The following is a 13,561-nucleotide window of genomic DNA, read 5'->3' on the forward strand; positions in this document are numbered from 1 at the left end:
TGCTACACCTTCTTTCTTAAACAAGCAATATAAAAGCCATCCGTCGCAAAATAATGCGGTAAAATTTGTACTTGACCTTCATCAATATACGAACTTAATTTTTCTGGCATACGCTCTTTTATCGTAGTATCCCACTCAAATTCAGGATGCTCTTGTAAAAATTTCTCTATTACTTGTTCATTTTCTATTTTCTCAATTGTGCACGTACTATAAACAAGGCGACCACCTTGTTTTAATAATGGTGCTATTTTTTCTAGTATCGCAAGTTGAATTGTTGATAATCGTTCACTATCGCCCTTATCTTTACCTAACTTAATATCAGGTTTACGTCTAATTACACCAAAGCCCGAACATGGTGCATCTACTAATATTTTGTCAAACGTTTCATTTGCGAAATGCTCTTGCACTTTTCTAGCATCTAATGCCATTGTTTCAACATTTTCTAGACCTAGTCGATTCGCTTGTTGTCTAATTAAGCGCACTTTATGTGCATGTAAATCAAGGGACATTACCTTACCAGTTCCCTTTAATCGCTCTGCGATGTGCATTGTTTTTCCGCCAGGAGCAGCACAACTATCAAGAACTGTATCTCCCTCATGCGGCTCTAAAGCACGTGCAACAAGCATAGAGCTTTCATCTTGAATAGAAAGAAATCCTTTTTTAAACGCTTCTGTATGCGCTACATTCCCTCTTTCAATTTGAATTGCATCATCTGACAAATCGCCACGTTTCGCTTCTATACCCTCATTTGCCAATAACGCAATTGCTTCTTCTACCGTTACTTTATCCACATTTACACGCGCTGTTGGTACTGGTGGCATCATATTTACTTCACATATTTTTTGTGCTGTTTCTAAACCATACGCTGCCACCCACTCTTGTACAAGCCACTCAGGGTGACTCGTCGCAATCGCAAGACGCTCTACTGGATTTTCTATTTCTTCTAAAGAAGGTATACCTTCTCGTTGTATGGAACGCAATACGCCGTTTACCATACCAGCAATCCCTTTATGACCACGACGCTTTGCGATTTCAACAGCTTCATGAATTGCGGCTCTTTCTGGAACACGATCCAAATATAGCATTTGATATAAAGATAGGCGAAGTAAAACTTTCACCCATGCCTCAACCTTTTTTCTTAAAAATGGTTGTAAATAATAATCAAGTGTATCACGACGTTGAATCGTTCCGTACACAATTTCAGTTAATAAGCCGATATCTTTTCTATCAATTGTACTTTTTTCAATTAAATTATTTAAAAGTAAGTTGCTATAAGCGCCACTTTTCTCTACTTGAATTAAACCATCGAGAGCTAACTCACGAACATTTTGTCTCATGCGTCTTCTCCTAACTTCGTACCAATTTCAGGCTTTGTTCCACGTAAAAACTGTGAACAACTCATGCGTTTTTTACCAGATGGTTGCAATTCAGTAATTTTAACGCCTATTTCATTTCCTGTAGCCACAACAAATCCATCTTCTTCAAGTGCTACAATTGTACCAGGCTCAGCTTGCTTCGCCACTGGAACCTTTTCTCCCCACCATACTTTAACAACTTGACCCGCTAAAGTTGTATAAGCAACTGGCCATGGATTTAATCCGCGAATGTGATTGTATACTTCCTCACCTGTTTTTGTCCAATCGATTTTCTCTTGCTCACGTTTTATATTATATGCAAACGTCACTTCATCTTCATTTTGTTTGATTGGTTCTAATTTCCCTTGAATTAATAAAGGAACTGTTTTAGATAAAAGATGCGCTCCTGCTTCACTTAACTTATCAAATAGTGAACCCGTCGTTTCACGTTCCTCGATTTCCACTTCTACTTGCGTTAAAATATCACCAGCATCTAATTTTTCTACCATATACATAATTGTAATGCCTGTTTTTTCTTTTCCTTCCATAATCGCATAATGAATTGGTGCACCACCGCGAAGTTCTGGAAGTAATGAAGCGTGGACATTAATACATCCATACTTTGGTGCTTCTAAAATTTCATTCGGTACAATTTGTCCAAATGCAGCTGTTACAATTAAATCTGGCTCTAACGCTAATACTTTTTCATATTCGTCTTTTTCACGAATTTTTAACGGTTGTAACACTGGAATACCATGTTTTTCTGCCTCTACTTTAACAGGCGTTGGCGTCATAACCTTTTTTCTGCCTACTGGACGATCTGGCTGCGTTACAACACCAATTACATCATATCCATCCTCAATAAGACGACGAAGCACCGGTACAGAAAAGTCCGGTGTTCCCATAAATACTACTTTCACCATTCAAAAACCGCTCCTTTTACATCTCTTCTAATTCATTTTCCTCATAATATCTCGTCACTTTAGATGTAAATAACACACCGTGTAAATGATCGATTTCATGTTGAATTGCGCGTGCTAAAAAGTCTTCTGCTTCTAATAAGAATATTTTCCCACGACGATTTTGCGCACGTACTTTAATATAATCTGCACGTTCCACTTCACCATAAAGTCCCGGGAAGCTTAAGCAGCCTTCGGGACCTACTTGTTCACCACGTTTTTCTAAAATAATTGGGTTAATTAATTCGATTTTCCCCGTATCGTCACCGATATCAACCACAGCTACTTGTAAGCTTACACCGACTTGTGGTGCAGCTAGACCGACACCATCTGCAACTAACATTGTTTCATGCATATCTTTCAACAAATTTACTAACTTTTTATCAAAGTTAATTACCCGTTCACATGGGGTTTCTAACACTTCGTTTGGATGCTTTACAATTTCTAAAACTGCCATATTTCCCTCCGCTACATTAACATTGTTGGATTAAAATCAATTGAGATTTGTAGCTCTTTTTGCATTTCTGCTTGATAATGTTCATTTACCATTTTGAGCACGTTCTTTAAGTTTGGTTCCCGTTTGTATTTTATCATGCATTGGTAACGATATCTATCTTTAATCCTTGGAATTGCTGAAGCAACCGGCCCTAACACCATTGTTTGCCTTGAACAATGCGTTCGTAAATAACCGACAATTTTTTCCGTTACTTGTACAGCTTTTAATAATTCTGGATGCGATACGGTTACAAGTGCAACATAGTAATACGGTGGGTATTGCCTCATTCGCCTCATTTGCATTTCTTGTTCAAAAAATATATCATACTGCTGATCCTTCGCTAATTCCACACTGTAGTGTTCTGGCGTATACGTTTGAATCACAACTTCTCCTGGCAGATCATGTCGTCCCGCACGCCCGCTTACTTGCGTCAATAATTGGTAGGTTTTTTCGCTTGCACGAAAATCCGGTAAATGAAGCATTGTGTCAGCTGTTAACACACCGACAAGCGTCACTTTCGGGAAATCAAGGCCCTTCGCAATCATTTGTGTACCAAGTAATATGTCTGCTTTCTCTTCACCAAATGCTTTTAATAACTTTTCATGCATCCCTTTACGACTCGTCGTATCCACGTCCATTCGAATGACTCGCGCCTCTGGGAATAGTTTTGTAATTTCTTCTTCTACCTTTTGTGTTCCTGTACCAAAGAACCTAATATACGTACTACTACAAACTGGACAAGCAGTTGGCATATTTTCCTCATGGCTACAATAATGACATTTTAAACGATGATTCATTTTATGATATGTCAACGATATATCACAATGTGGACATTGTACGACATACCCACAATCACGGCACATTACAAATGTAGAATGACCTCTTCTATTTAAAAAGAGAACCATTTGTTCTTTCTTCTCTAATCGATCGGCTATTTTCTCATGAAGCGCCTTCGAAAACATGGAGCGATTTCCATCACGAAGCTCCTCACGCATATCTACAATTTCTACCGTCGGCAACGCTTGTGCATTCATTCTTTTTTCCATCGTTAATAGCTCATAAACACCTTTTTTTGCTCTAGCAAACGATTCAAGCGTCGGTGTTGCGCTTCCAAGAACGATTGGACACTTATGATATTGCCCCCTCCAAATCGCCACGTCTCTAGCATGGTATCTTGGATTATCTTCTTGCTTATAGCTCGCTTCATGCTCCTCATCAATAATGATAATTCCTAAATTTTCAAAAGGAGCAAAAATAGCCGAACGTGCACCAACTACGACTTTTACTTCTTTTCTCAAAATTTTTCGCCATTCATCATATTTTTCCCCAACAGAAAGCGCACTATGAAGAACCGCTACTTGTGAACCAAATCGCCCTTTAAAACGATCTACCATTTGAGGAGTTAAAGCAATTTCAGGTACAAGTACAATTGCTTCCTTTCCTTTCTTTAACACTGCCCCTATAGATTGTAAATACACTTCTGTTTTACCACTTCCGGTAACACCATATAGTAAAAATGGATTATAAGTTTCATTCGTAATAGATGACAGAATTGGTGTAATCACTTGATTTTGTTCTTCCGTAAGAGGGAAAGGCTTCGTCTGCTCAAAATTGTCATCGTCATACGGATTACGATATACTTCCACATACTTTTCTGAAAGCAAACCTTTTTTAACAAGCGACTTTATTGGTGCATCTGTCATTTGTAATTCTTCTGTTAATGTTTTTAACGGCACACTCTTATAGTTCTCCGCAAAATAATATAGTACATCTTGCTGTTTTTTACTCTTTAAATGAAATGCCACAGCTTCTAATTCCGCTTCTGGCAATTCTGGTTGAACTACTCTTTGTTTCTTTTTTTGTACTTTATCTTTCACTTGATAGACTACTTCAATCGTACCGTTTGCAATTTCTTTTTGAACCGTACGGTATAAGTGTGGCTGTGTAGCAAGTTCTTCCCAATCTATCGCATCTTTATCTTGAAATAAGTGAAGAATTTCCAGCGCTACTTCTTCTTGCTTATGAAGTTGTAGACGCTTTTTATAAGTTGCTTTTATCGCAGTAGGAAGCATAACTTGAAAAGCTGAAATCATATAACATAACGTTTCATCCGTGAGCCAAAAACCAAGTTTTAATAACTCCTCATTTAAAACTGGAGTGACATCTAGTATTTCATGCAATGCCTTTAATTTCTTACTTTCTACGCTAACCGATTCCTTGATTTCAATAATAAAACCCTGCAATTTCCTTGGGCCAAACGGGACTACTACACGCATACCTGTTTGCACTATATCTTCCCATTTTTCAGGAATAATATAATCAAACGGTCGATCCGTTTGACGGGCAGGTACATCAACAATTACACTGGCAAACTTCATAAACGATCAGCTTCTAACATCATTTCAATTTGCTTCAATATTTCACGAGCTACTTCTTTCTTCGTTAAAAGTGGTAACTCAATAATTTCTCCATCTTTTCTATACATTGTTACAATATTCGTATCCGTACCAAATCCTGCTCCTTGCGCTTTCACATCATTCGCAACAATCATATTTGCATTTTTCTCATGCAACTTTCTCGTTGCGTATTCTTCCACATTGGTCGTTTCTGCCGCGAAACCGATGAGCAGCTGACCCTCTCTCTTCTCACCTAACGTTTTTAAAATATCAACTGTTCTTTCTAATTCAATAACAGCATCGTCGTTTTTCTTTTTCATTTTATTATCATGAACATATTTTGGACGATAATCTGCAACTGCAGCTGTTTTGATGACAACATCTACATTCGGGTAATTTTGAAGGACAGCTTCTAACATATCTTGTGCAGATTCCACTTGCACAGTTGTTACATGTAATGGCGGTATTAATGCTGTCGGGCCTGAAATAAGTATGACATCAGCTCCTAAGTTTGCTGCCACTTCTGCAATAGCATATCCCATTTTTCCAGAAGAGAAATTTGTCATAAAACGAACTGGATCAATTTTTTCACGTGTCGGTCCAGCTGTTATTAATATTCTCTTTCCTTGTAATGGTTTTTGTTCCAAGAAAGCTTCCTCTAACCGCGCAATAATTGTTTCAGGTTCTTCCAGTCTTCCCTTCGCCACATAACCACATGCTAAAAAGCCTTCTCCAGGCTCAATAAATGTATATCCTAATGTTTTTAACATCATCATATTTTTCTGGACAATTTTATTTTCATACATATGCACATTCATAGCAGGTGCAATCCAAACTGGGGCTGTAGTAGCTAGCAAAGTAGTCGTTATCATATCATCCGCAATACCATTCGCTAACTTTCCAATACAATTTGCTGTAGCAGGTGCAACAAGCACAACATCTGCCCAATCAGCTAAATCGATATGAGCGATAACTGCTGAATCTTTTTCATCAAACGTATCCGTATACACATCGTGGCGAGAAAGCGCTTGGAACGTAAGAGGTGTAACAAACTTCATTGCTGATTCACTCATCATTACTTTTACAAGTGCTCCCGCTTGTGTCAATTTACTTGTTAACGCAGCCACCTTAAAAACTGCAATGCCTCCTGTTACACATAGAAGTATCTTTTTCCCTTTTAGCATATGACTCGTCCTCTTTCTTTTTCAAACTTATTCTGCTGAAATGGAATTTTTCAGCTCTATCGTAAAAAAATAACAACCTACTTGTAAATAGGTTGTTACCGTTACATAGAAAATTATAAAGTCTATGTTTTTATTTGTCGAAAAGAATGTCTTAATCAGTTATTTTTTCTTCGCTTGGTACGTAGCTTAATGCTTCTGCATCGATTTCTTCTAATGCTTTACCTACACATTTGTGAGAAACAGGCTTTCCAATAACACAGTTGTCAGCAAGTTGCATTTCACGCGCACGCTTTGCCGCTACTGTTACTAACGTATATTTAGAATCGATTTTTGTTAATAATGAGTCAATTGATGGATTTAACATATTATATACCCTCCGTCATTTCTTTATAATATTTTGCTACTCTTTCGCGGCGGCAATGTTCACCGACCACAATTGCTTTAATACGTTCGCAAGCTAATTCAACTTGATCGTTTTCTACAACATAGTCATAAGCGTCCATCATTTCGATTTCTTCTTTTGCCACAGTTAAACGATTTTCAATAACTTCTTCAGTCTCTGTACCACGACCGACAATTCGGTTCTTTAGTTCTGACAGACTCGGAGGAGCTAAGAAAATGAATACACCTTCTGGGAAGGCTTTCTTAACTTGAATTGCTCCTTGCACTTCAATTTCTAAGAACACATCTTTCCCTTCTTGTAACGTCTTTTCAACATAATCAACCGGTGTTCCGTAGTAATTACCAACGAACTCTGCCCACTCAAGTAACTTTTCATCTCGGATCATTTCTTCAAATTCTTCTCTCTCTTTAAAGAAATAATCTACACCGTCCACTTCACCTTCACGTGGTTTACGTGTCGTTACTGAAATTGAGTATTGAAATTGTGTGTCCTCTTGGCTAAACAGCTCTTTTCGAACTGTCCCTTTTCCAACGCCAGAAGGTCCTGAAAGAACGATGAGCAACCCTCTTCTACTTCTCATAAATATGTAAAACCTACCCTTCCTCACTTAAATCTTCTTTATTATTCAAACGATGTGCAATCGTCTCTGGTTGAATTGGACTTAACACAACATGCCCATCATCCATAACAATAACCGCCCTTGTTTTTCTCCCATACGTAGCATCAAGTAACGCATTGTGTTCACGTGCTTCTTGTACTGTTCGTTTAATAGGAGCTGACTCCGGACTTACAATAGCAATAATTCGATGAGCAGATACAATGTTTCCGTATCCAATATTTAAAAACCGCATGGCCATAGTTTGCGCCTCCTAGTAAGTCTATCCGATTTCTCCACCACGTATAACTTTATATATTTTTTTGACAGCTACTCAATATTTTGTACCTGTTCACGAATTTTTTCAAGGTTATTTTTCATTTCTACGACATATTTTGAAATTGTTAAGTCATTTGCCTTTGAACCAATCGTATTAATCTCACGATGCATCTCTTGCACGATGAAGTCCATTTTTCTTCCAACAGGCTCTTCAATCTGCAACGCTTCACGAAATTGATCTAAATGACTTTGCAAACGAACTAACTCCTCATGAATATCTGCACGTTCTGCAAACATCGCTACTTCTGTTAACAGTCTTTGTTCGTCTAAATCTTGATTATGTAATTCTTTCAAGCGATTTTCTAATCGTTCACGATATTTTTGAACCACAATTGGTGCGTGCGGGATAACTGCATTTACACAATCATGAATCTCTTGCAAACGATACGCTATATCTTTATGTAATCGTTCCCCTTCGCCATCTCTCATCGTTTTTAACATATAAGCAGCTTGGCGAACAGCATCATATAAACTTTCTTCAAATTGTTCATTTACATTTTCCGTTTCTTCAACTGCCGTTACTTCTGGCATTCCCATTAATTGTTGAAGTGTAATAGAATCTTGTAATTGAAATTTTGTTTTTATATCTTCCATAATGGATTTGTACTGTTCAAGAAGCGCCCAATTCACACTTAACTTTCTTTCAACAAGCCCTTCACCCGTTATACTAATGGACACTTCAATCCGCCCACGGCGAACTTGTTCTGCAATAATCTTACGAATTTTGTCTTCAAACGCCATCATTTGTTTCGGAAGTCGAATGCTCATCTCTAAGAAACGATGGTTCACTGACTTCATTTCTACTGTAATTTGAAAAGTACCATTTTCCACTTTCGACCTTCCAAATCCTGTCATACTAGAAATCATTTTTATCACATCCAAGCCATGAAATAACTCAATGAAAAAGGTAATAGAGATGCAACTCTACTACCTTCTGTAAATTATATCACATTTTCATATCATTGACTATTTCAAGTTTAATCCCTTCTTATATAAGATAGGCTTTTTCTTTTTCTCTTTTTTCCCTGTCAATAAAGACCCTACTAACAAGAACGTAGGAATAGATGATAAACCTACAATTAATAACCAATCTCTTGCTTGTATCGGCATTGTGCTAAAAATCGGTTGTAAAGGTGGATAATAAATGACCACAAACATTAATAACAAGGAAATGATAACAGCTCCAACTAAATACATATTTCCAAATGGATTACGATGGAATACAGAATGCTCACTGCGACAATCAAATACATGGATAAGCTGTGCCAATACTAATGTTGCAAATGCAACTGTTTGTGCATATTTCAGTTCATTTGGATGCTGATTAAATGCAATAATAAATGCTACCAGCGTCACTGCTCCGATTAAAAAACCTCGGCTTACAATTTTCCATGCAAGTCCTCTAGCAAATACGCCTTCTTTCGGATGACGTGGATTTCTCCTCATTACATCCCCTTCAGCTGCATCCAAACCTAATGCCATCGCCGGTAGTCCATCCGTGACTAAATTCACCCATAAAATTTGAATCGGAACCATCGGCAAAGGCAGCGCAAGTATCATCGCAAATAACATAACTAAAATCTCACCAACATTGGACGCTAGCAAGTAACGAATAAATTTCCGTATATTTTCGTATATATTTCTACCTTCTTTAATAGCCGACTTAATCGTGGCAAAATTATCATCTAACAATACAAGAGAAGAAGCTTCTTTTGCTACATCTGTTCCTGTAATCCCCATCGCAATTCCAATATCGGCTGTTTTAATAGCAGGAGCATCATTCACTCCATCACCCGTCATAGCTACTATATGTCCTTTATTTTGCAGCGCCTTAACAATTTTCAATTTATGTTCAGGAGATACTCGAGTGAATACATACGTATCTTCTACAATAGCTTCTAATGCCTTTACATCCATATTCGCAAGTTCTATCCCTTCAACAACTCGCCCGTTTGGTGGTAAAATCCCTAACTGTTCCGCGATTGCCATCGCTGTCACTTTATGATCCCCTGTAATCATTACTGTTCTAATACCAGCTTCCTTACACTCTTTCACTGCCTGCTTAACTTCTGGTCTTGGTGGATCTATCATCCCTTGTATTCCAACAAGCATAAAGTCTTTTTCTACTTCTCTTTCATGTTCAATCGAATCCGTAGCTTTTAATGGTTTAAAGGCAACAGCAATTGTCCTAAGAGCTTGACTTCCTAAACTATGAATCGCTGCCTGCACTTCTTTTCGGTACAGTTCACTTAAAGGCTGCTGTTTATTTCCCCATAAAATTGTTTGACTCATTTGCAAAAGAACATCTGGTGCTCCTTTTGTAATAACAAACTTTTTCCCTTCACGATCACGAACAATAACACTCATCATTTTTCTTGTTGAATCAAAAGGAAATTCATGAATGATTTCAAATTTCCCTTTTAGCGCTTCACGTGATATTCCCGCCTTCATTGCAGCAGCAACGAGGGCTCCCTCTGTCGGATCTCCATCTAGTACATACGCCTTTTTCTTTTGGATAATGTTCGCATTATTACATAGGCATCCAAATGTAAGTAATTGATACAGCGATTTTGTCTTAGCTGGATCAATCGTCTTTTCACCTTTCATAAAAGATCCCGTCGGCTCATATCCTTGACCTGTCACTTTCCATATTTCTCCGCCTGACCACATATGTGTTACCATCATTTTGTTTTGCGTCATTGTTCCTGTTTTATCTGAACAAATAACAGAGGCACAACCTAATGTTTCTACAGCTGGCAATTTTCGCACAATTGCTCTCTTTTTAATCATGCGCTGTACACCAAGCGATAGTGCAACCGTAACGATGGCTGGTAAGCCTTCTGGAATTGCTGCAACAGCAAGCGAAACACCCGCTAAAAACATATGATATACTTCATTTCCTTGATATACACCTGCTAACACAACAAGCGCTGTTAAAATAAGCGCAACGATAATTAAAATTTTCCCCAGTTGTTCTAATCTTCGTTGTAATGGAGTTTCCATTTGCTCTGCATTTTGTAACATATTTGCGATTTGCCCCATAGCTGTATTCATTCCTGTCGCTACCACTACCCCTGTGCCAGATCCTCTCGTTATCATCGTCCCCATAAATGCCATATTTTTTTGATCACCTATTGAAACCCCTTGACCTTGTAATGCCTCTACCTTTTTTTGAACAGGTACTGACTCTCCTGTAAGGGCGGATTCCTCAATATATAAACTTGATGATTCAACGAGGCGAACATCTGCACCGATACGGTCACCGCTAGAGAATTTAATAATATCCCCTAAAACGAGCGCTTTAGACGGTGCTTTCACCCATTTTCCATTTCGTAAAACAATAACCTGCGGGGCGGCTAATTCCTTTAAAGCCTCCAGCGATTTTTCCGCCTTCCTTTCTTGAAAAAAGCCGAGAATACCGTTAATAATAACGATTGCGATAATCGCAATTGAATCAATATATTCTCCTAAAAAGGCTGAAATAATTGTTGCACCAAATAAGACAAGAACCATAAAATCTTTAAACTGCGCTAAAAACACTAAAAGTGCAGAAGGCCGCTTTGCCTCTTGTAATTCATTTGCACCAAATTTTTTTAATCGTCCTTCTGCCTCTTTCTCTGTAAGACCCACCTTCACATTCGTATTCGTTCTTTCCTCCACTTCATGTGCTCGCATTTCATACCAGTTCATCCCGCTATCGACCTCCTGATTCCAGACATACTCTAATGAAAGCTTATTCAGCCTCGTCCAAAAAAATGCTATAATTAACATTTAGTTAGAAAGGAGTGTTTATAATGGCATTCGATGGATTATTTACAAGAGCGATTACACATGAAATTGCAAATTCTCTTCAAACCGGAAGAATTTCAAAAATATATCAACCTTCAAAATATGAGATTTTATTACATATTCGAGCAAACGGAAAAAATCAAAAACTAATTCTTTCAGCGCATCCTACATATGCGCGTATGCACTTAACGAATCAAAGTTACGATTCCCCAGCACTACCGCCAATGTTTTGTATGCTTCTTCGCAAACATTTAGAAGGTGGATTTATTGAAAAAATTGAACAAATCGATTTAGAACGTATCATCCAGATTACAGTTCGGAGTCGTAATGAAATCGGTGATGAATCATTAAAAACATTAGTAATTGAAATAATGGGGCGTCATAGTAACATCATCTTAGTAGATGCAAAAACAAACGTTATTTTAGATAGCTTAAAACACGTTTCTTTAGCGGTAAACCGCCATCGTACTGTATACGCTGGAGCTGAATACGTTGCACCACCAGCGCAACATAAAATGAACCCGCTTCGTATCGAAACAGCCGATGAATTTATTAGACCGCTAGACTTTTTATCTGGAAACATGGACAAACAACTTGTAGGAGCATTCATGGGAATTTCCCCACTATTTGCAAAAGAAGTTGTAAAAAAAGCAGGTATGGTGAATGAAAAAGCATTATCTGAATCCTTCTTCACCTTGCAAAAACCATTGCAAACGCATCAATATACACCAGCAATGATAACCGCGGATGGAAAAGAGTTCTTTTACCTATTCCCTCTTTCTCACTTACAAGGAGATGAAAAAACCTTTTCATCTGTTAGCGAATTGTTAGATCGGTTCTTCTTCGGCAAAGCAGAACGCGATCGTGTAAAACAACAAGCCCACGATTTAGAGCGGTTTATGCAAAATGAAAAAGCAAAGAACGAAAAGAAATTAATTAAACTCGAAAAAACATTACAAAATGCTGGAAAAGCAGATAAATATCAATTATTTGGCGAACTTCTTACAGCCAATATGTATGCATTAAAAAAAGGTGATAAGGACATTGAAGTTATTAACTACTACGATGAGAAAAGCGGAACTGTAAAAATTACATTGGATCCTTTAAAAACACCGTCTGAAAATGCACAGCGTTACTTCCAAAAATATCAAAAAGCGAAAAATTCTGTTGCTATTGTAGAAGAGCAAATTGAAAAAACAAATGCAGAAATCCTGTATTTTGATAGCTTACTTCAACAAATGGAAGCTGCTTCTTCAAAAGATATTGAGGAGATTCGTGAAGAATTAGCTGAAGAAGGTTATATCCGTAATCGCAAAACAAAAAACGCAAAGAAAAAACCGTCGAAACCAGTATTAGATAAATATATCGCTAGCGATGGAACAGAAATTTTTGTTGGGAAAAACAATAAACAAAATGACTATTTAACAACGAAATTTTCCCGTCGTGATGAAATTTGGTTACACACGAAAGACATACCTGGATCTCATGTTGTCATTCGTTCTCTTGAACCTACTGAAGAAACTCTACTAGAGGCTGCTAAAATTGCTGCTTATTATAGCAAAGCGAAAGATTCTAGTTCTGTCCCTGTAGATTTCACAAAGATTCGTCATGTGAAAAAACCGAGTGGTGCAAAACTTGGTTTTGTTACATATGACAATCAACAAACATTATATGTAACACCAGATGCTGATACAGTAATGAAATTAAAAGCTTAATAAACCATAATAAAAAGGCATTGCATGAAAGCAATGCCTTTTTATTACACTCTATCCTTGTCAATTCATATATAAATTGACTAATTCATAACATCATTCTTTTGTCATCTTATATTTCTCTTCTGGAGCTTCAGCCACTTGTAGTTTTGAATCTGCATTGGCTTTACTTTCACATCCTGCCATTACGAGTATGCTCGCCACTAAACACAATGGCATTACCTTACTTAATTTTTTTCATCTGTTAATCTCCCTCAGCTATTTCATTAATTTCCCATTAAGCTCTTAATATTTATATGCTATTTCCTGCTATATAAATATTAAGGGATTTAA

General features: G+C 37.5%; 11 protein-coding genes. 1 reads left to right on the forward strand and 10 read right to left on the reverse strand.

Annotation, left to right across the window (positions count from 1 at the left end; translation table 11 throughout):
- Positions 1 to 2: 2 nt before the first annotated feature.
- From rsmB to DJ93_RS04885, 10 genes are all read right to left on the reverse strand, one after another.
- Positions 3 to 1,337 carry a 16S rRNA (cytosine(967)-C(5))-methyltransferase RsmB gene (gene rsmB / locus DJ93_RS04840; RefSeq protein WP_042979442.1) on the reverse strand — a complete coding sequence of 445 codons (1,335 nt, stop codon included), beginning with the start codon at positions 1,335 to 1,337 and terminating at the stop codon, positions 3 to 5.
- Entirely contained in the window at positions 1,334 to 2,278 is a 945-nt protein-coding gene (fmt, locus tag DJ93_RS04845) for a methionyl-tRNA formyltransferase (protein ID WP_042979443.1), read from the reverse strand. Before fmt ends, rsmB begins: the two co-directional genes overlap by 4 nt.
- Before the next feature lie 16 nt (positions 2,279 to 2,294).
- The gene (def, locus tag DJ93_RS04850) at positions 2,295 to 2,771 is read right to left on the reverse strand and encodes a peptide deformylase (RefSeq protein WP_042979444.1); all 477 of its coding nucleotides are present in this window, start codon (positions 2,769 to 2,771) and stop codon (positions 2,295 to 2,297) included.
- Positions 2,772 to 2,782: 11 nt separating this feature from the next.
- Positions 2,783 to 5,188, reverse strand: a complete 2,406-nt coding sequence (gene priA / locus DJ93_RS04855; RefSeq protein WP_042979445.1) for a primosomal protein N' — start codon at positions 5,186 to 5,188, stop codon at positions 2,783 to 2,785.
- On the reverse strand, positions 5,185 to 6,390 hold the full coding sequence (gene coaBC / locus DJ93_RS04860) for a bifunctional phosphopantothenoylcysteine decarboxylase/phosphopantothenate--cysteine ligase CoaBC (RefSeq protein ID WP_042979446.1): 1,206 nt from the start codon (positions 6,388 to 6,390) through the stop codon (positions 5,185 to 5,187). The genes priA and coaBC overlap by 4 nt, the downstream gene beginning before the upstream one ends.
- A gap of 151 nt (positions 6,391 to 6,541) precedes the next feature.
- The gene (rpoZ, locus tag DJ93_RS04865; RefSeq protein WP_042979447.1) at positions 6,542 to 6,754 is read right to left on the reverse strand and encodes a DNA-directed RNA polymerase subunit omega; all 213 of its coding nucleotides are present in this window, start codon (positions 6,752 to 6,754) and stop codon (positions 6,542 to 6,544) included.
- Between the two features lies 1 nt (position 6,755).
- Positions 6,756 to 7,373 carry a guanylate kinase gene (gene gmk, locus DJ93_RS04870; protein ID WP_042979448.1) on the reverse strand — a complete coding sequence of 206 codons (618 nt, stop codon included), beginning with the start codon at positions 7,371 to 7,373 and terminating at the stop codon, positions 6,756 to 6,758.
- A 13-nt stretch (positions 7,374 to 7,386) separates the two neighbouring features.
- The gene (gene remA / locus DJ93_RS04875) at positions 7,387 to 7,650 is read right to left on the reverse strand and encodes an extracellular matrix/biofilm regulator RemA (RefSeq protein ID WP_001251456.1); all 264 of its coding nucleotides are present in this window, start codon (positions 7,648 to 7,650) and stop codon (positions 7,387 to 7,389) included.
- Positions 7,651 to 7,718: 68 nt separating this feature from the next.
- On the reverse strand, positions 7,719 to 8,594 hold the full coding sequence (locus DJ93_RS04880) for a YicC/YloC family endoribonuclease (protein WP_042979449.1): 876 nt from the start codon (positions 8,592 to 8,594) through the stop codon (positions 7,719 to 7,721).
- A gap of 99 nt (positions 8,595 to 8,693) precedes the next feature.
- Positions 8,694 to 11,417 carry a calcium-translocating P-type ATPase, SERCA-type gene (locus DJ93_RS04885; RefSeq protein WP_042979450.1) on the reverse strand — a complete coding sequence of 908 codons (2,724 nt, stop codon included), beginning with the start codon at positions 11,415 to 11,417 and terminating at the stop codon, positions 8,694 to 8,696.
- 104 nt (positions 11,418 to 11,521) lie between these two features.
- On the opposite strand from DJ93_RS04885, the gene DJ93_RS04890 reads away from it, so the two are divergent.
- Positions 11,522 to 13,231 carry an Rqc2 family fibronectin-binding protein gene (locus DJ93_RS04890; protein WP_042979451.1) on the forward strand — a complete coding sequence of 570 codons (1,710 nt, stop codon included), beginning with the start codon at positions 11,522 to 11,524 and terminating at the stop codon, positions 13,229 to 13,231.
- Positions 13,232 to 13,561 lie beyond the last annotated feature (330 nt).

Origin of the sequence: Bacillus clarus (genome assembly GCF_000746925.1) — a bacterium.
Classification (GTDB): domain Bacteria; phylum Bacillota; class Bacilli; order Bacillales; family Bacillaceae_G; genus Bacillus_A; species Bacillus_A clarus.